This is a genomic window from Sorangium sp. So ce1014, assembly GCF_051521505.1.
Lineage (GTDB): Bacteria > Myxococcota_A > Polyangia > Polyangiales > Polyangiaceae > Sorangium.
The window spans coordinates 1,803,190-1,822,050 of sequence record NZ_CP150356.1 but is presented as its reverse complement, the minus strand read 5'-3'; the positions used below and the strand labels follow the sequence as shown (position 1 = coordinate 1,822,050).

At 71.5% G+C, this 18,861-nt stretch carries 15 protein-coding genes and 1 riboswitch; of the genes, 10 read left to right on the top strand and 5 right to left on the bottom strand.

All coding sequences use genetic code 11. The features are described from left to right. Nucleotides 1-22: 22 nt before the first annotated feature. Together WME75_RS06965 and WME75_RS06960 are read left to right on the top strand one after the other, a co-directional pair. Entirely contained in the window at nucleotides 23-652 is a 630-nt protein-coding gene (locus tag WME75_RS06965) for a glutathione S-transferase family protein (RefSeq protein ID WP_437487481.1), read from the top strand. 175 nt (nucleotides 653-827) lie between these two features. Further along, nucleotides 828-942: riboswitch (SAM riboswitch) on the top strand. 36 nt (nucleotides 943-978) lie between these two features. Then, on the top strand, nucleotides 979-2,433 hold the full coding sequence (locus tag WME75_RS06960; RefSeq protein ID WP_437487478.1) for an aminotransferase class V-fold PLP-dependent enzyme: 1,455 nt from the start codon (nucleotides 979-981) through the stop codon (nucleotides 2,431-2,433). Between the two features lie 105 nt (nucleotides 2,434-2,538). On the opposite strand, the gene WME75_RS06955 is transcribed toward WME75_RS06960, so the two are convergent. Beyond that, the gene (locus WME75_RS06955) at nucleotides 2,539-3,531 is read right to left on the bottom strand and encodes a lipoyl protein ligase domain-containing protein (RefSeq protein ID WP_437487475.1); all 993 of its coding nucleotides are present in this window, start codon (nucleotides 3,529-3,531) and stop codon (nucleotides 2,539-2,541) included. A 6-nt stretch (nucleotides 3,532-3,537) separates the two neighbouring features. On the opposite strand from WME75_RS06955, the gene WME75_RS06950 reads away from it, so the two are divergent. Next, entirely contained in the window at nucleotides 3,538-4,479 is a 942-nt protein-coding gene (locus WME75_RS06950; RefSeq protein ID WP_437487472.1) for a serine/threonine-protein kinase, read from the top strand. 37 nt (nucleotides 4,480-4,516) lie between these two features. Here the strand turns inward: WME75_RS06950 and WME75_RS06945 are convergent, their stop codons facing one another. The 4 genes from WME75_RS06945 to WME75_RS06930 form a co-directional block, all read right to left on the bottom strand. Then, entirely contained in the window at nucleotides 4,517-5,527 is a 1,011-nt protein-coding gene (locus WME75_RS06945) for a formylglycine-generating enzyme family protein (protein ID WP_437487469.1), read from the bottom strand. A 73-nt stretch (nucleotides 5,528-5,600) separates the two neighbouring features. After that, complete coding sequence (locus tag WME75_RS06940; RefSeq protein WP_437487466.1) at nucleotides 5,601-6,080, bottom strand: GNAT family N-acetyltransferase; 480 nt, start codon at nucleotides 6,078-6,080, stop codon at nucleotides 5,601-5,603. Nucleotides 6,081-6,154: 74 nt separating this feature from the next. After that, on the bottom strand, nucleotides 6,155-7,525 hold the full coding sequence (locus WME75_RS06935) for a multicopper oxidase family protein (protein WP_437487463.1): 1,371 nt from the start codon (nucleotides 7,523-7,525) through the stop codon (nucleotides 6,155-6,157). Between the two features lie 149 nt (nucleotides 7,526-7,674). Continuing rightward, a complete protein-coding gene (locus tag WME75_RS06930; protein WP_437487460.1) occupies nucleotides 7,675-8,178 on the bottom strand; it encodes a response regulator in 504 nt (167 codons plus the stop codon). Nucleotides 8,179-8,335: 157 nt separating this feature from the next. Between WME75_RS06930 and WME75_RS06925 the strand changes: the two genes are divergently transcribed. The 7 genes from WME75_RS06925 to WME75_RS06895 all read left to right on the top strand — a co-directional run bounded on the left by WME75_RS06925 (nucleotide 8,336) and on the right by WME75_RS06895 (nucleotide 18,821). After that, on the top strand, nucleotides 8,336-8,935 hold the full coding sequence (locus WME75_RS06925; protein ID WP_437487457.1) for an NAD(P)H-dependent oxidoreductase: 600 nt from the start codon (nucleotides 8,336-8,338) through the stop codon (nucleotides 8,933-8,935). A 260-nt stretch (nucleotides 8,936-9,195) separates the two neighbouring features. Further along, nucleotides 9,196-11,232: an ABC transporter ATP-binding protein gene (locus tag WME75_RS06920; protein ID WP_437487454.1), complete on the top strand. Its 2,037-nt coding sequence runs from the start codon at nucleotides 9,196-9,198 to the stop codon at nucleotides 11,230-11,232. A gap of 73 nt (nucleotides 11,233-11,305) precedes the next feature. Continuing rightward, nucleotides 11,306-12,955: a glycerol-3-phosphate dehydrogenase/oxidase gene (locus tag WME75_RS06915; RefSeq protein ID WP_437487451.1), complete on the top strand. Its 1,650-nt coding sequence runs from the start codon at nucleotides 11,306-11,308 to the stop codon at nucleotides 12,953-12,955. Nucleotides 12,956-13,566: 611 nt separating this feature from the next. After that, complete coding sequence (locus WME75_RS06910) at nucleotides 13,567-14,319, top strand: hypothetical protein (RefSeq protein WP_437487449.1); 753 nt, start codon at nucleotides 13,567-13,569, stop codon at nucleotides 14,317-14,319. After that, nucleotides 14,316-15,347, top strand: a complete 1,032-nt coding sequence (locus tag WME75_RS06905; protein WP_437487446.1) for a hypothetical protein — start codon at nucleotides 14,316-14,318, stop codon at nucleotides 15,345-15,347. Before WME75_RS06910 ends, WME75_RS06905 begins: the two co-directional genes overlap by 4 nt. 168 nt (nucleotides 15,348-15,515) lie before the next feature. Beyond that, nucleotides 15,516-15,974 (top strand): response regulator, encoded by a 459-nt coding sequence (locus WME75_RS06900; RefSeq protein WP_437487444.1) that lies wholly within the window; start codon nucleotides 15,516-15,518, stop codon nucleotides 15,972-15,974. Between the two features lie 3 nt (nucleotides 15,975-15,977). Continuing rightward, the gene (locus WME75_RS06895) at nucleotides 15,978-18,821 is read left to right on the top strand and encodes a response regulator (RefSeq protein ID WP_437487441.1); all 2,844 of its coding nucleotides are present in this window, start codon (nucleotides 15,978-15,980) and stop codon (nucleotides 18,819-18,821) included. The last annotated feature ends 40 nt before the right edge of the window (nucleotides 18,822-18,861 follow it).

Sequence of the window (18,861 nt, the reverse complement as noted above, 5' to 3'; positions counted from 1 at the left end):
GTTCTTGGTTAGAGGAGGAGCCATGATCCTGATTGGCCAGTACGACTCGCCGTTCGTGCGCCGCGTCGCCGTGGCGCTCCAGCATTACGGGCTCGCGTACGAGCACCGCCCGTGGTCGGTGTGGGCCGACGCGGAGTCCATCGCGAAGCACAACCCGCTCCGGCGCGTCCCGGTGCTCGTGACGGATGGCGGGGAGTCGCTCGTGGAGAGCGCGGCGATCCTCGACGCCCTCGACGACATGGTGGGGCCCGAGCGCGCGCTCCTGCCGCCCTCGGGCGAGGCGCGCCGCGCCGGGCTGCGGGTGTGTGCGCTCGCCACGGGCCTCGCGGACAAGGCGGTGAGCCTGCTCTACGAGCACGTGCTGCGCGCCGGCGACCGCCGCAGCCCGGTCTGGGTCGAGCGCTGCGCCGCGCAGATCTCCGAGACGCTCGATCTGCTGGAGCGCGAGCGCGCCGCCCGGAGCGGCGACTTCTGGCTCGGCGCCTTCAGCCACGCCGACATCGCGGTCGCCTGCGCGCTGCGCTTCCTCGGCGAGGCGCACCCGGCCATCGCCGACGCCGCGAGGCGGCCGGCGCTGGCCGCGCACGCGGCCCGCTGCGAGGCGCTCCCGGTGTTCGCCGCGGTGGTCCAGCCCCTCCACGTCGCCGTGTAGCCACGGCCGCCTCCACGTCGCCGTGGAGCCACGGCCGCCTCCACGTCGCCGTGTAGCCACGGCCGCCTCCACGTCGCCGTGGAGCCCCGGCCTCGGTGGTGGGGTCATTGAGCGAGCCGCTGCGCTGTCACGCAGGCCCTTGCCACGAGGCAGCCATCGAGGTACTGTATGCGCAGGTCATGAGCGCCAGCGCGTAGCCCCGGCTCGCTGGCCGACAACCCTCCGAACCGCGGTGGGGTGTCCCGGGTGACGACCTGGCCGGCCGCATGAGCGGCTGGCAAGCGCGGACTCTGGTCGCCCGGAGTCTCCTGGACTCGTGAGGTGATATGTCGATCGCTCCCGTCGTGGATTGGCGTCCTGCTGCGGCCGTGCCGGCGCCGCCCGCAATCGGCGCTCTTCCTTTACCCGTCGTCGGTGGGGACCTCACCGTGCCGCTCGTCACCGGCGAGCAGGTGGGTTATGTGAACCTCGATTACGCGGCGAGCGCCCCGTGCCTCCGCGCGGTGCTCGATGCGGTCACGGCGCTGTTGCCCTGGTACAGCAGCGTGCATCGCGGCGCGGGGTTCGCGTCCACGGTCACGACCGAGCTCTATGCCGCCGCTCGCCGGGAGGTGGGCGATTTCATCGGAGCCCGCGCCGGAGATACGGTGGTGTTCACGAGGAACACGACCGATTCGCTCAACCTGCTCGCCGCGGCGCTGCCCGAGGACACGACGGTGGTGACCTTCGCCTCGGAGCACCACGCGAATCAGCTGCCGTGGCGGCGTGGCCGGTCCATTGTCCTGCCGGTGCCCGCGAGCGCGGACGAGGCGATCGCGCGGGCCGACGACGCCCTGCGCGGCGTCTCCTCGCGCCACGGGCTGCTCGCCGTGACGGGGGCCAGCAATGTCACGGGCGAGCTGTGGCCGCTTTCGGAGCTCGCCGCTGTGGCCCATCGCCGCGGGGCGCGGGTGGCCGTGGATGCGGCCCAGCTCGCGCCCCACCGCGCGATCGATCTCGAGGCGATCGGGGCCGACTACCTCGCGCTGTCCGGTCACAAGCTCTATGCCCCCTTCGGCGGCGGCGTGCTGGTCGGTCGCGAGGACTGGCTCGACGCCGGGCGCCCTTACCTCGCCGGCGGGGGCGCCGTCCGGCGCGTCACGCTCGATGGTGTCGAATGGGCGAGCGGCGCGCCGCGCCACGAGGCCGGCACCCCCAACGTCGTTGGCGCGGTGTCGCTGGCCGCGGCTTGCCGTGCGCTCGGCGAGGTCGGCATGTCCGCCGTGGCGGCGCACGAGGCGAGGCTGCTCGACCGGGTCACGCGCGGCCTCCGCGCCGTGCCGGGCGTCGAGCAGCTCGCGATGTGGGGCCCGGCGAGCCCGCGAATCGGCGTCGTGACGTTCAATGTGCAGGGCTTCCATCCCGGCGTGGTCGCCGCGGCGCTGAGCGCCGAGCACGGCATCGGCGTCCGCGACGGCTCGTTCTGCGCGCACCCGCTCATGAGCGCGCTCGCCGGGGCGCATGCGCCGGAGGTGTCCGGAGGCGCGGCGGTGCCCGGCGCGGTGCGCGTGAGCTTCGGCGTCGGCACCAGCATGGCGGACGTCGATCGATTCCTCGGCGCGATCACCGATCTCGTCGCCCGGGGTCCCCGCTGGCGCTATCGCGTCGACGGAGGACGGCACGTTCCCGAGCCGGATCCGCGCCCCCGCCCTGCGCTGGCCGGCCTGCTCGCCGGGGGCACGACCGGCGCAGTGCATGGGCTCCTGGCGAGCGATCTCGCGCCGTGCCAGGCGCTGGCCTGAGGCGGGTGGCCTGCGCAGCAGCAGACTGCGCAGCAGCAGACTGCGCAGCTCGACGCCAGCTGCTCAGCCCACCTCGACGTCGTGGGCGACGCGCGGGTGGCGTGCTCAGCCGTCGCGCTCCGCCGAGAGCGCGCGCTGCGCGAGTGTGCGCAGGTCGGAGAGGCTGGCCCCCTCGAGCGGCAACGTCCCGGCATCCGGGGACGCAGGGGCCGCGCCCCTGCCGAGATCCTCCAGGAGCCAGCGCGCCGCGAGGACATCGCCGCCGAGCCATGCGCGCGCCGGCGCCTCGCCGAGCGCCGCGGCCTCGATCCAGCCGATCGGCACACGCGCGAGCACCGGGGCGCCGGCGCCCGGCGGCACCGGGTCGTCGGGCGCGGAGATGGGCTGGAAGCGCTCGGCGGCGAGCTCCGGCGCCTCGCCCCCGTCGATCAGCGGGAGCGCCGCGCGGAGGGCGACCGCCTCGACGACGGCGCGCGCGAGCGCCTCGAGCGAGACGCGCGCCGGGAGGACCTCGGAGAGCGCCGCCGGCGCCTTGCCCAGCCAGCGATCGACGGCGCGCTCGTCCGGGGCTGCGAGCTCCGCGGGGATCGCGAGCGGCGCGTCGTGGCCCGCGAAGACCTCGATGAGGACCGCGCCGTCCCGCGTGGCGTCGACGCCGAGCCATGCGGCGGGGCGGTGCTGGAGCGAGATCCACTCGCGCCCGCCGTAGTGCGCCGGCGCGCCGGCGCGGGCGAAGCCCTTGAGGAAGCCGCGCACGTTGCGGTTCAAGAGCGTCCGGGCGGTGGCGTCGGGCGCGAGCGCGGCCACGTGCGGCAACGCCAGGGTCCAGAGGACGCCGCGCCCGCCGAGGAAGGCCGCGGTGCCGGTCGTGGAGCGCCGCAGGACCGGCGCGCCGCGCGCAGCGCAGGCCGCGAGGTCGACCACGCGCGCGGCGCGCTGGACCGCCCCGAGCACCACGGCGGGGCCCTCGACGAGGCTTGCGGCGATCCACGGCGCCGCCTCTGCCGATCGGGCGCGCGCGAGCAGCGCAGGGCCCAGCGCGAGCGCGTCCGCGAGAGAACGATGAGCCGGCGGGAGCGAGCGCAGGGGTGATACCATCGCCCCATGGTGACCGAAGAGGAGCTGGCAGAGCAGCGCGTCGGCAGGCGGATCGGCCCATGGGCGGTGGAGAGCGTCCTCGGGGTCGGCGGCATGGCGAGCGTCTTCTTCTGCCGCCGCGCCGACGGGTGCGTGGCGGCGGTCAAGGTCCTGCACGCCGAGCTCGCCGGCATCGACGAGGTGCGCAAGCGGTTCCTGCGCGAGGGGCCGATCGGGAACGCGCTGGCCGCCGTCGCGCCGCTCTGCGATGGCTTCCCCCAGGTGCTGGAGTCCGGCGCCACCGACGACGGCGCGGTCTACATGGCCATGGAGGTGCTCGAGGGAGAGACGGTGTTCGACCGCATGGTCCGGAACGGGACGCTCCCTGTCGGCCAGGTGATCGCGCTCGCCGAGCGGGTCCTCGACGTGCTGACCGTGGCGCACGACCACGGCATCGTTCACCGCGATCTCAAGCCCGAGAACCTGCACATCGGCAACGACGGGCGCGTGCGGGTGCTCGATTTCGGCCTCGCGCGCGTGCTCGACCCGCTGCTCGATGACGTCGCCGGCGTGCCGGAGATGACGAAGACCAGCACGGGCGTGTCGATCGGCACCGACGACTACATGGCCCCCGAGCAGGCCCTGGGCCTCATCCGCGAGATCGACGGCCGGACCGACCTGTTCGGCCTCGGCGCGACGATGTTCCGCCTGCTCGCGGGCCGCACCATCCACGGCAACCTGAGCGACGCGCACCTGCTCATCGCCGTCTCCACCGAGAAGGCGCCGCCCCTCGCGCAGCACGCCCCCTCGGCGCCGCCGGGGCTGTGCGCCGTCGTGGACCGCGCCCTCGCCTTCCTCAAGCAGGAGCGGTATCCCGACGCGAGGATGATGCGCGCCGACCTCGCCGCGGTGCGCGCGGGGCGCGAGCCGCCTTATGCGACGGCCGCCGCGAGGGCGCGGGGCCAGTAGCGCTTCGTCCGCAGAAGCTCGCCGCGTACCTGCTCGCTCACGGCTCCCGCGCGCACCGGACACCGATGCCGATCGCGCGGGTCGCCGGGGGGCGGTGGTCGCGGGTGGAGAGGAGCAGCGCCTCCGCGGCGCTGCGCCAGCCGCCGCCTCGCATCACCCGTTCCGTGCCGCCCGTCGTGACGGCGCAGTCCACGCAGTCGGGCGGGTAATCTCCATACCAATCCAGCGTCCACTCCCACACGCCCCCCGCCAGATCCGCTTGCTTGAACAGCCCGTCTCCCTGCGGTGACTTCGATCCGACCGGCAGGACGTCCTCGATCACGCACCCCGCCACATCGCTGCCATTGCAGGCATACACCGCGTGGTCCCGATCGAGGGTCTCTTCGTCCGCCGAGGCGGACCACGGATACGGACGCTGCTCGGCGCCGCCGGCCGCCGCGTAACCCAGCTCCGCCTCCGTCGGCAGTCGACCGCCGTCCCACGCGCAGAACGCGAACGCCATGTACCAGCTCACGCAGTTCATCGCGAAGCGCTCGTTCGCGCCGGGCTCATCCGTCCACACCCACGCCGTCTCCTCCGAATCGCAGAAGAGCCCTTTCAGGAGCTCCTCCCGGTCCGGCGGCAGCCGCTCTTCCCACTCCGCATCCCACCCGCTGCCCGGGATCCGCGGGTGCGCGCCGGCCCCCGCGGCTGGCCGGCTCCCGGGATATGCGTCCACGAACGCCCGGAACCGCCCCAGCGTGACCTCGAACCGATCCAGCCAGAAGTCGCTCACCGTGGCCGGGAAAGCCGGGTCGTTGCTCCGGTTGGACGTACCCCCCGTCACCAGCTCGCTCGCGCAGCAGCTCTCGTCTGCCGTCGGCCCGCACGTCACAGGCAGCCCGACGCAGCGACTGCCGCTCTCCACACCACCACCGCTGCCGCCGCCACCACCGCTGCCCTGTTCCTCTATCGGATGATAGGGATTGTCCAGCCCGACGATCGTCGTGCACCCGACGCCCGGCAGGCACAGCGCCGCCCACAACCATCGCGCAGATCTCTTCCTCATGCTCCTGCCTGTCTTACCGAGGCGACAGAGAGGAATCAACAGAATGAAGCGACCATGCCCCTTGGCCAGGACCTCAGCCGAGGTGCTTTCTCATGCTCAGGCTCGTGACCCGGTAGCCGAGCGACTCGTAGAGCCGACGCGCCCGCGTGTTCTGCGCGAAGACGTGGAGCTCGATATCCCGCGCGCCCAGGCCGCGGGCGGCCTCCTCGGCGAGGGCCATGACCCGGCGCCCGACGCCCCGGCCGCGGGCGTCTTCACGCAGGTGGATATCGTAGATGAACGCGCTTCGAAACCCGTCCACGTGGGTCACCCCGATCCAGAGATGCCCGACCGCAGCGTTCCCCTCCAGGATTGAATAGAGGTGGTGGTCGGGGGTGGCGAGCCCCTGCGGCAAGAGCGCCTCCACCTGGGAGCGCGCGTTGCGCCGCGCGTCCTCCGTCCGTGCGTCCATGGCGCTCGCGCGCTCGTCCGCATACGAGCAGACCACGAGCTCGACGAACGCATCGAGCTCGGTGACATCGATCGACCGCAAGGCGACGGGCAGCTCAGGCATGCCGCCAGCTTACCACCGGAAGACACCTCGGTCCCACCGCCCCCGGCCGGAGCAGCCCATCCGCTCCGGCGCCCTCACCGCACGACGTTCAGCATCCCCATCATGCCGGCATCGGCGTGGTCGAGGATATGGCAATGGAACATCCACATTCCCGGCCGGTTGTCGTAACGGACCACGAAGCGCGCCCCGCCGTCGACAGGCACGTTCACCGTGTCCTTCCACTCCAGCGGCCTCACCGGCTCCCCGCCTTCGCCGAGCACCTGGAAGAAGAAGCCGTGCAGGTGGAACGGGTGATCGAAAGCCATCGTGTTCTCGACGGTCCACACCGACGTCTCGCCCACCGCCGCCACGAGCGGCTCCGCCTCCCACGAGGCCACGCCGTTGATGCCCATCACCAGGTCGCCCGGCCCCTCCCGCAGCGTCAGCTTCAGATCGACGCGCGTCGCCCCCGCCGTGTCGAGCGCCCCGATGGCCCGCGCGACCTCGGGGAGCGGCTCGTCCTCGGCCGCGGGCTCGTCCGCGAGGCGGAGGCGGAAGGCCTCGACCTCGGGCCTCCCGAAGGTGGCGCCATAGCCGCGATCGTAGGGCACCCAGCGCACCGAGAGCGTCGAGCCCGGCGCGCCGCGCGGCGCCACAAGCACGTCGGCGCGCTCGCCGGGGGTGAGCAGGATCATCTCCGTCTCGACGGGGTGCTCCAGGAGCCCGCCGTCACCGCCGATGCGCGTGAAGCGGTGATCCGTGATCGCGAGCTGGTAGTAGCGGGACCTGGCCGCGTTGACGATGCGCCACCGCTGCCTGAGCCCGGCGCGCGCCTCGATCACCGGGTTCACCCGCCCATTCACGAGCAACAGGTCGCCCTCGCGCCCGAACAGCGTGCCCAGATTGCCGCCCACGTCCGGGTCCTCGAGCGCGCCGTCGTCGCGCACGGTGATGTCGCTGAGCACGAGGACGAGCTCGTCGCCGAGCGCCGCAGGCTCGCCCGGATCCTCGACAAGCAGCGGGCCGTAAAGGCCGTTACCCGACTGCACGGCGGAGTCGACGTGCGGGTGATACCAGGTGAGCCCCGCGTCGAGGACGACGAAGTCGTAGGTGAAGCTGCCGCCCGGCGGCGTCTCGGCCTGGCTGTGCCCGGGCGCGCCGTCCATCTCCGCCAGCAAGCGCACGCCGTGCCAGTGAACCGTGGTGGGCGCCGAGAGCTCGTTGCGGAAATTCACGATCACGCGATCTCCCACCCTGGCGCGGATCAGCGGGCCCGGCAGACCGCCGTCATACGTCCAGGCGGGCGTCCTCTTGCCGGGCACGATCTCCAGCTCCTCGACGCGCGCGGTCAGATCGACCTCGACAACGTCCGGCCTTCCGTCGAGATCGACCGCCGGCCGCAGCGCCACCGCGCTGTCCCACCCCTCGGGCTGAGCTGGAGGATCTGTCGCACAGCCGATCGTCACGACAGCAAGCAATGGGCTCAGGAAAAGAACAAGAGGACGCTCGTACAGCATGGCGTGGGGACGGATCTTACCACCGCCACGGCTTCCATGGGAGATTTCAACGGGTTATCGACAGGATCTCTCGCTCCTCCTCACTTCAGCGCGACCCGTCAGACATAGCGCCCCACCGCATCGAGCAGCGCGACGAGATCGACAGGCTTCTTCAGGATGTCGACGGGTCCGAGCTCGGCCGCGCGCGGCGCCGCCCCCGCCGTGAGCACGACCACCGGGATATCGGCGATCGCGGGGGTGCGCAGCTGCTCCGCGCGGAACGCATAGCCGTCCATCACCGGCATCATCAGATCGAGCACGATGAGCGCCGGCGCCGGCACATCGCGGAGCCTGGCCAGCGCCTCGGCGCCGTTCGCGGCCGTCATCACCGCGTAGCCCTCCTCCGACAGCACACCCGCGAGCGCTTCGCTGACGCCCTGGTCGTCCTCGATGACGCAGATCGTCCGCGGCCGCGCGGGGCCGCCCGCCACGACGCCTCGCCCGGACGCGCGCGGCAGAAGCGGCGGCGCGACGGACGGATCGCCCGGCTCCACGTCGCCCTCCCGCTCGGGACCGCGCGGGGCACCCTCGCTGTCGTCCGAGCGCGGTCCGTTCGTGTCCACCGAGGACCCATAAAACCTTCCGCCACAGCGCGCAATTTGAATTGCGCCGCAGCGCGCGGCGCGTGCGGGCGGATCGCTCGCGACAAACCCGCAGGAGGGTACGCGCAGCGAGCTCGTCAGAAGCGGCGAGGTGCGCTCCGGGCGCGAGGACGGCGGTATGGGCGCTGCATACCCCTCGACCGTGAACGTGGCCGTGATCTTCTATTCCCTCTACGGCGACACGGCCGCGCTCGCCGCCGCGGTCGCGGAGGGCGCCGAGCAGAGCGGGGCGACCGTCCGGCTCCGGCAGCTCGCCGACCTCGCGGCGCCGCAGGACCGCTGGAGGACGGGTGAGCGGATCCGTGCGACCCGCGAGCACCTCGCCTCCGTCCCGCTGGCGCGCCGCGACGACCTCCTCTGGGCCGACAGCATCGCCTTCGGCTCGCCTGCGCGCTACGGCACGATGAGCGCGGAGCTCCGGCGCTTCCTCGACGGAGCGAGGCAGCTCTCGGGCGATCTCGCCGGCAAGGTGGCGTCGGTGTTCTGCTCGCCCTCTCCGGTCGAGGGGGCGCAGCGCGCGGCGCTCCAGGCGATGATCGTCTCCCTCCTCAACCATGGAGTCCTGATCCAGCCCCCCGCCCGCGCCGAGATGGATCCGGCGAGCAGGACAGCGCGGCGCGACGGCCCGACTCGAGCGAGCCCGGACGAGCTCGATCTCACGCCGGCGCGCGCGCTCGGCCGCCGCCTCGCGCTGGTCAAACAACGGACGCGCGGGTAGGCGCGGAGAGCCGGCCGCGCCGCCGGTCTGTGCCGTGACCGCGTCGCCGCGATGAGCCCTGGAGTCCCGGACAACCGCGCAGCAAATCAGCAGGAGCTCACCTGCTCCCCGGCACAATGCGGCGAGCGCAGCCGCGATGCGCTGTTACACCTGCGCTGATACCTCGCTACTGGTCGGAACCGATGGACCTTCAGGCAGGGCCCGATCCCGGGCCGCCGGCGGCCACGTCAACCGTGGACAGGAAGAGAGCGCAGCGAACCATGAGCGCACAGGCTCCGCGCAAGAACTACCACCCTCCGCCGCGGCGCGAAGGCAGGAACAGGTCATCGAGGCGTTCTCCGGCGATGGCCGCGGAGCGGAGCCGCGCCCCGAGCCGCTCGGCCGGCGCGGCGCGGCTCCAGTTCTTCCTCCGCGTAGGCGCCTATTTCAAGGGCGAGTGGGCGCGCCTCGGGGCGCTCTCCTTGCTGGTCTGCGTCTCCATCGCGGTGAGCCTCCTCCAGGTGTGGCCCGTCGCCGTGATCGTCGATCTCATCTCGAGCGGGCCGCGCAACGAGGGCTTCATCCATCGCCTCCTGCTCGCGCCGCTCCCGGACAGCCTGCTCGGCCGCGTGCTCGGGCTCGCGGCGATGACGCTCGTCCTCCGCGTGGCGCAGGAGTGCGTGGGCATGGCCCGCACCCTGCTCAACTTCCGCATCGGCTACGGCGGGCTCACGCGCGTGCGCTGCGACGTGTACCGCAAGCTCCAGGCGCTCCACATCGGCTATCACCGGGCGCAGCCGCAGGGGGACGCCCTCTACCGGCTCAACCAGGACGCCGCCGGGTTCCACGGCATCCTCAACGTGGCCGTCGCGGTGCTGGGGAGCGCGCTGACCCTCGCGGTGATGATCTGCATCATGGCCTCGCGCAGCCTGACGCTCACGCTGATCGCGCTCGCCGTCGTGCCGCCGCTCCTGCTCACAAACGCGCGGTTCGGGCGCGCGCTGCGCACGAAGTGCACCGAGGCGAAGGAGGTCGAGAGCCAGCTCACGACGTCCGTGCAGCGCTCGATGGCGTCGATCGGCCTCGTGCAGGCGTTCGGCCGCGAGGCGGACGAGGAGGCGCGCTTCGACGCGACGCTGCGCAACAGCGTGAAGGCGTGGCTCAGGCTCCACCAGGACGAGCTCCGCCACACGCTCGCCGTGGGGTCGATCCTCGGGCTCGGCATCGCGCTTGTGCTCGGCTACGGCGGCTCGCTCGTCGTCGAGGCCCGGACGGGCGCGGGCGACTCCAGCATGACGCTGGGCGCGCTCACGGCGTTCCTCGGCTACCTGGGCATGCTCTACGACCCGCTCTGCAAGCTGACGGGCGCCGGCGCCGCGGTGCAGGGCGGCGTCGCGGGCGCGCAGCGCGTCTTCGAGGTGCTCGACCGCGATCAGGCGGTGATCGACCACCACGACGCGGCCGCGCTCCCGCCCGAGCCGCGCGTGCTCTCGCTCGACGCGGTCGGGTTCGAGTACCGCCCGGGCCACCCGGTGCTGCGCGGGATCGACGCGACGATCCGGCCCGGCGAGATGGTCGCGTTCGTGGGCTCGGTCGGCGCCGGCAAGACGACGCTGCTCAGCCTGCTGCCGCGCTTCCACAACCCGACGCACGGCGCGCTGCGGCTCGACGGGATCGACACGCGCGCGGTCCGCGTGGCCGATCTGCGCCGTCACATCGCGCTCGTCCTCCAGGACAGCATCCTCCTGCCGACGACGATCGCGGAGAACATCGCCTACGGCCGCCCCTCCGCGTCCGACGCGGAGATCCGCGAGGCGGCCGAGATGGCGGGGGCAACGGGCCTCATCGAGGCGCTGCCGGACGGCTACGGCACCCAGATCGCGGACGGCGGGCTGAACCTGTCGGCCGGCCAGCGGCAGCGCATCGCGATCGCGCGCGCGCTGCTGACGGACGCGCCCATCCTGGTGATCGACGAGCCGACCGACGGGCTCGACGCCGAGCACGAGCGGACCATCGGCGAGTCGCTGCGCGCGCTGAAGGGCCAGCGGACGATCCTCCTCATGAGCCACCGCCTGAGCACGATCGTCGACTGCGATCAGATCTTCGTGATGGAGCGCGGCCGCATCGTCGAGCACGGCGCGCACGAGGAGCTCCTGCGGCGGGGCGGCGTCTACACGAAGATGGCGCGGCGGCAGCACCTGCACACCGGCCACGCCGGCGCGCCGCCGAGGAGCAGCCCGCGCCGCGCCCACCCGATGCCGTCGCCCGACGCGCTGCGGGACGACGACGGCCTGTGGGCCGAGGGCCTGATGGGCTGAGCCGGACGGCGCGGCGGAGACGTGATAGAGCTCCGGCTGCGCGCCCACCGCGCCTCACGCCGGATCGCCATCGATGCTGCGGGCCACGAACATCGACAGCTTGAGCCGCGAGACATTCGACGTCCTCGTCCTCGGCGCCGGGATCAACGGCGCCGTCGCCGCCTCGGCCCTCGCCGCGAAGGGCGCCAGGGTCGCGCTGATCGACCGCGGCGACTTCGCCGGATTCACCAGCCAGGAGTCGTCGAACCTCGCCTGGGGCGGCATCAAGTACATGGAGAGCTTCGAGTTTCCGCTCGTGCGGAAGCTCTGCAAATCGAGGAACCTCCTCCTCAGGAGCTATCCGTCGGCGGTGCAGGAGATCCGGTTCTATACCGCGCACGAGCGGGGCTTCCGCCACGGCCTCTTCAAGCTCTTCCTCGGCGCCTGGCTCTACTGGATCATCGGCAGCTTCTTCACGAAGATCCCCCGCCTGCTCTCCCGCCGGGCGATGGCGCGGGAGGAGCCCATCCTCCACCTGGACGGCTGCGACGGAGGATTCGAGTACTCCGACGCGTACCTCGTCGACAACGACGCGCGGTTCGTCTGGGGCTTCGTCCGCGCCGCGCTCGACCACGGCGCGCGGGCGGCCAACTACGTCGAGTCGCTCGGCGCGCGGCGCGACGGGGACGCGTGGCTCACGCGCGCCCGCGACGTCGTGTCGGGCGAGGAGCTCACGATCCGCTCTCGCGTGCTCGTGAACGCCTGCGGGCCGTTCGTGGACGCGCACAACGGGCTCACGGGCCAGCGGACGAGCCACAGGCACATCTTCTCGAAGGGCATCCACCTGATCGTGGATCGGCTGACCCCGAGCCGGCGGGTGCTGACGTTCTTCGCGGACGACGGCCGGCTGTTCTTCGTGATCCCGATGGGCCGGCGGACGTGCATCGGCACGACCGACACCCGCGTCGAGAGCCCGCGCGCCGCGGTGACGCCCGAGGATCGGCGCTTCGTGCTCTCGAACATCAACAAGCGGCTCGACCTGCCGCGGCCGCTCCGCGAGGCGGACATCATCGCCGAGCGCTGCGGGGTGCGCCCCCTCGCGGTCGAGGACGGCGGCGGCGGCGAGGACTGGCTGCAGCTCTCGCGCAAGCACGCCATCGAGGTGAACCGCGCAGAGGCCCACGTGAGCATCTTCGGCGGCAAGCTCACCGACTGCATCAACGTGGGCGACGAGATCTGCGCCGCCGTGCAGGAGCTCGGCGTCGCGCTGCCCCGCCCGGCGCAGCGCTGGTACGGCGAGCCGGGCGAGGAGGTTCGTCAGGAGTTCTTCCGAAGAGCGCGCCTCCTCGACCTCGACGCGCTGACGCCGCAGAGCTCCTCCGAGGAGCTCAGCGCGCGCCTGTGGCGCCGGTATGGCGCGCAGGCGCTCGAGCTGCTCGAGGAGATCCGGAGCGACCGGAGGATGGCCGAAGCGCTCGTCGAGGGGGCGGAGGACGTGCGGTGCGAGATCGCGTACGCCGCGCGGCGCGAGATGATCGTGAAGCTCGAGGACCTCCTGCGGCGGCGCACGAAGATCGCGCTCCTCGTCCGCCGCGACGAGCTCGCGAGGTCGCCCGGCCTCCGGGAGGCGAGCCGGATCCTGTTCGGGGACGACGCCGACCGGCGTCTCGAGGAGTACTTCCAGGACCACGGCGCCCGCCAGCCCGCGGTGGGCGCACGCACGGATTCCACTGCCGGTGCGTGACCAGGTGAAGTGTTCGGGCATCACGTGCCCCATCACTCCACATGTAGGTTGAAGAGGCCGAATGGTTCGCGGCAATCGGGGTTGCCAGCGCTTGATTCCGCCGGGCAGGGCGCCGCCACACGCGGGCGCACAACAGGTGAGAGGGCGGCGCGTCCGAGGCGCGACATCGAGCGCAGAGACACGGGCACGTGTCAAGCACGCATCCGAGCACCTTTCGTAAGCGGCCACGCGGGCGCGGGCCGCGCCGGCGCGCTCTGGCCGGCGCAGCGGCCGCCCGGGTGTTGTTCCCCTCTCCAAGATCCACGTTTGGCCACGCTCGTTCGGATCACAGGGTCGCCTCCTAGGGCGCTTGACAGGGAGGGTTAGCCGTCGGCTACGCTGTCTACTACGATGACCAGGAGGGCATGAGGCGGGTGGAAAGAACACGCAGCCGCGCCACGCGGGGAGGTCGGTCGGCGATCGAGCGGGCCTTGAAGCACCTCGCAACTCCAGCGCGGATCGCGCACCGTTGGATGTCGCCTCGTGCGCGGACCAAGAGCCCCCTGGCAGCTCCTGCTCGGCCCGGGGCATTTCGCCACATCCTCGAGGTCCTCGCCGCCTGGGCTCGGCTCGTGAGGGCCCGATGCCTGCCGCGCCGGGCCATCCAGCCCCGGCGCGCGCCGGCGGTCCTGCTCACGGCGGCGCTGCTCCTCGGGAGCTGCCTCCTGCTGCTCAGTCCACCGACCACGGCCGGCCCTGATGCCACGCTCTATGTCTATGCCGTGACGCCGCTCCGCGCCCGGGCGCTCGAGCAGAAGATCGAGGACTCGATGCCCGGCGTCGACGTCACGGTGTTTGGCAAGCTGAGCGATTTCAAGACGGCGCTCGAGGCGAGCCCGCCGAGCGCGGCGCTCTCGCCGAGGCCGGTCCTGGCCTCGCTCAATCGGAACGCCGACCTCCAGGGCCTGAAGGCGGGGAGCGACGCGGAACAATACCTCCTGGTCTCGACGAAATCGCTGACCAGGGACATGCTTTTATCCCTCAGGTACGGGATGATCGACCTGGTCGAACGAAAAGCGCTCCCGAAGTTCGTCGCCGGGCTGCTCGGCGTGAGCGACGCGCCGGAGGTCCGGCGCGTCACGAAGATCGAAGATCTGCTGCAGCTGCTCCAGTTTCAAACGGCGGACGCGGTGCTCCTTCCGGAGCGATTCCGCGCCGATTTCGAGTCCAAGAGCAAGATGCACTTCACGATGCTGAGCCTCTCGACGGCCAAGGTCGGGCTCGTGGCCGTCACGTTCCTGAGCGATCGCCAATTTATCGAGGGCGCGATCCGGAAGCTCCCAAGACACGTGCTGGCGGATCTGGGGGTGGACGAATGGAAATGAAGTCAACGCGTCCCCGCTGCCCGCGCTGGCTCCGGCGCACATCCGCCCTCCTGGGCCTCTCGCTGGTCCTGAGCTGCTCGTCCGGCCCGGCCCCCCAGGTCGCCAGCGATCCGGCGCCGCTGTCCGAGGCGCCGCCTCCGAACGGGAAGCCCGTCATCTCCATCATCGCTCCCTCGGACTCGCAGCTCGACGACATGCTGAAGTCGCTCCGCGTCGAGCTCTCCGATGAATACCGCGTCACCATCTCCCCGCTGCGCGTCGAGGAGTCGAGCCCCGAGATCGTGGGGCGGATCGTCGCGCGAGATCGCCCGCGGGCGGTGGTGCTGGTCAACAACTCGACCGTGCTCCTGTATCGCAACTGGGCACGCAGCACCCCGACGCCGCCGGTCGCGCTGATCCTGATGGCGTCCTTCGCGGAGGAGCTCCAGCGCACCGTCCCCAACTCGGTGGCGATCTCGTACGAGGTGCCGGCGGTCACGGCCATGGTGGGCCTGCGCACGCTGGGGCTCGACGTCCGCCGGGTAGGCGTCGTGTACCGTCAGGGGTTCGCCAGCCACATCGCCCGGCAAGAGACCCTCATGCAGGTGGAGAAGCTGACCTTCGTGAGGCAAGAGCTCTCGAACAAGCCACGTGTCCAGGACCTCCGCGCCGCGCTTGTACGCCTCCAGCGCGCCGAGGTTGACGCGATCTGGCTGCCAAACGACAATGGCCTGCTGAGCCCGACGTTCTTGACCCACGTCTGGCTCCCGTACGTGGATCGGCTCGGCGCGCCGGTGGTCGTGGCCGTGCGCTCGCTCGTGAACGAGCACGCGGAGTTCGGGACGTTCGCGGCCATCCCCGACACGCAAGCGCTCACGGTGCAGGCGGCCGATTTCCTCTACGAGCTCGCGGACGCGGACTGGAAGCTCCGGGCGTCGGATGTCCGGCTGCCCATCTCCGTGAAGCGCCTGGTCGACGTGCGGCTCGCGCGGCGCTTCGGCCTCGATTCAGGCCAGTTCGGACAGGTCGATTTTCTCATCGGGCGGTGAACGGGTGTCGGGGAGGACTGGAGACGCCATGCAGTTGCCTTTTCAACCGGAACCAGGGCCCCGAAGCGGCGGGGCGGCTCGCGCGCTGGAGCGCCCGGGCCCGGGCTCGCCCCCCTCGTTACGAGGGGAGCATCGCGCACGTGGCCGGCGGTCCTGGAGGGCGCTCCCATGATCCGGGTGCTCGTGATTGACGACGACGAGATCGCCCGCGAGGCGATGTGCGCCGTCCTGGTCAGGGCTGGCTTCTGCGTCTTCGAGCTGGCCACGCCCATCGGCGCGACGTCGGTGATCAAGCGAGACGGCATCACCGTGGTCGCGCTCGACATCAACATGCCGACCATCAACGGCGACAAGCTGGCCAAGCTGCTCCGGGAGAACGCGCAGCTCGCGAACCTCGGGATCGTCCTTGTCTCCGGCTGCGAGGTCGAGCAGCTGAGCGCGCTCGGCCAGAAGGTCGGCGCCGACGGCATCGTCTCGAAGGCCAGGCTGCACGCCGACCTGGCGCCGGCGGTCGAGCGCGCGGCGGCCGCGCGCTCCGCGAAGACCGGCCCGCCTTCGTCCGCGGCGTCTTCGTCCGCGACGCCTGTCCCCTCGAGCCCCCCGTCCTCGTCATGGCGCTCGCGTTGAACGATGCCTAGCCCGAACGCCCACGGCTCGCTCCGTATCAAGCTGCTGCGCCTGATCCTGGGCGCGCTGCTGCTCCTCGGCGGCACAACGCTCCTCTCGAGCGGCGCCCTCATCTATTCGACGGATCGCGAGGTCCAGGCCAAGCGCGAGCAGGAGCTCCTGGGCGGCCTCGAAGAGAAGGCGCGCCTGCTCGGCTTCAACCAGGCGCTGGCGCTGCGCAGCCTGGTGGCGGACAACCTCTTCGGGGACGTCAAGGCGCTCATTTTTCAGACCGTCTCGGAGAACAACGACATCGCCTATGGCCTGTTCCTCGACTCCGAGAACCGGGTCTGGGCGGCGAGCGGGCTGACCCTGGCGAACCAGGCGAAGGACGCGCCGGGCCTCACCGCGAAGGACCTGCAGGCCCTCGGCATCAGCACGGAGCACCAGCCCCGGGCGGCGCTGACGCGGCGGGCGCATCCCCTGGGCGGCGGCGACGTCCTGGAGGTCACGGCGCCGGTCGTCTCGGAGGGGACCCACGCCGGGACGGTGATCTACGGCATCAGCACGCGGCACGTCGCCGAGCGGCTGGCTCAGGCCCGCGACCTCGCCGCGAGCCGGCTCGCGACCACGCTCGGGCTGATCGGGGCGCTGATCCTCGGCAGCATCGCGGCCAGCTATTTCCTCGTCAAGCGGGTGGCGGTCCACATCACCGAGCCGCTGTTCGCGCTGCGCTCCGCCGCGGGGGCCATCGCCACCGGGCTCCGCTCGAACGGGCCGCTCGCCGAGTCGACCGGCGTGGCGCGGAAGAAGTGGGAGCGCGTGCAGATCGCGAGCGGCGATGAGCTCGAGCTGCTCGGCGCGGCGTTCAACAGCATGGTCGAGGCGAACGAGCAGGCGTTCGAGGAGCTGCGCGTCAAGACCGAGCAGGCCCTCGAGGCGTCCCGGCTGAAGAGCGAGTTCCTCGCCAACATGAGCCATGAGATCCGGACGCCCATGAACGGGATCCTCGGCGTCATCCGGCTCATGCAGAACCAGGCGCTCGAAGGCAAGATGCGGCGGTACGTGGAGACCGTCGACGCGTCCGCGAACACGCTGATGGCGATCATCAACGACGTCCTCGACTTCTCGAAGCTCGAGGCCGGCAAGTACGTGGCGCAACACGTGTCCTACGATCTGCGCCTCGTCGTCCAGGAGGTCGCGGAGCTGATGGCGAGCCAGGCGCACGAGAAGGGGCTCGAGCTCGTGTACCGCGTCGAGCGCCGCGTCCCGACCGGCGTCGTGGGCGACCCGGACCGGTTTCGCCAGGTGCTCACCAACCTGGTCGGCAACGCGATCAAGTTCACCGAGCGCGGAGAGGTGCTGATCGACGCCTCCACGCCTCCCACGCCTCCGCAGGACAAGACCTCGGCGCTGGTCAAGCTCGCCGTCGTGGACACCGGCCCCGGCATCGCCCTCGACGACCAGAAGAAGCTCTTCTCCGCCTTCACGCAGGTGGACGGCTCGCTGGTCCGCAAGCACGGCGGCACCGGCCTGGGGCTGGCGATCAGCAAGCACCTGGCGGAGGCCATGGGCGGCGAGGTCGGCCTCGAGAGCACGCCGGGACAGGGCAGCCGGTTCTGGTTCACGCTCAAGGTCGGGGTCACGTCCGGGGGCGAGCAGATCCGGTCTGCCGAGTGGGCGAGCGGACGCCGCGCGCTCGTGGTGGAGATGAGCAAGAGCTGGCGCGACGTCGTCGTGGAGCACCTCGTGGCCTGGGGCTTCGACGCCCAGTCCACGACCTCCGGGAGAGACGCCATCAACCTGCTGGAGCTCGGGATGCTCGAGAAGCGGCCGTTCAGCGCCGCCGTGGTCGGCGTTCAGATGCAGGATCTCGGCCTCGAGGAGTTCGTCCGGACCATCCAGTCGGTGCCGGCGTTGCGCAGCTTGCCCGTCGTGGCGCTCTACCACATGGGGTCGAGCGTGGCGCTGAGCGGGCTCGACTCGAGCCTGGTCACGCAGCTCCCCAAGCCGCTCCGCGTGTCCGAGCTTTACAACACGCTGCAGAGCGCGCTCACCGGCGCCGCGGCCGCGCCCGTCAGCAAGCCCGGCGTGGAGCCGGGCCGGATCGCGAGCAAGCTGCCCGTGCTTGTCGTCGATGACAACGAGATCAACCGTTACGTGGCGATGGAGCAGGTGGAGCAGCTGGGCCTGCGCGTGGAGACCGCCAGCAACGGCCTGGAGGCGCTCGAGTGCGTCAAGCGAAAGCAGTATGTCGCCGTCCTGATGGACTGCCAGATGCCGGTCATGGACGGATACACCGCCACCCAGATGATCCGTGAGTGGGAGAGCGGGACGGGTCGCCACACGGTGATCATCGCGCTGACCGCGCACGCCCTGGTCGGCGAGCGGGACCGGGTGCTCGCTGCCGGGATGGACGACTACCTGGCCAAGCCGGTGCGGCCCCAGTCGCTGCAGAAGACCTTGTGGCGGCACGTGATCCTGAGCCGGGACGAGCCGGAGCTGACCACCACGCTCCCCGGCGCCGACAAGGCTCCATCGGTCCTGCCCGTGCTCGACCCCGAGGTCCCGCGCTCGCGGAAGCTGATCCAGCTCGTCCTGAAGAACGTGCCGGGGCAGCTCGACGGCCTGGAGGCGGCCTTCGTGGAGGCCATGACGAAAGAGGTGATGGCGAGCGCGCACAAGCTGAAAGGCAGCATGCTGTCGATCGGCGCGTCGCGCGTCGCCGCGCTGGCGGAGAAGATGCAGCTCGCCGCCAGCCAGGGCAATCTGCCACGGAAGGGCGACCTGGCGCGGTTACGGCAGGAGTTCGATTCCGTCAGCGCCGCCCTGACGGAGGAGCTCGCCGCGACCGCCGAGGCGACCTGACGATTGCGCCGTTCTCCCCATGGCCGAAGGCTCAGAACGA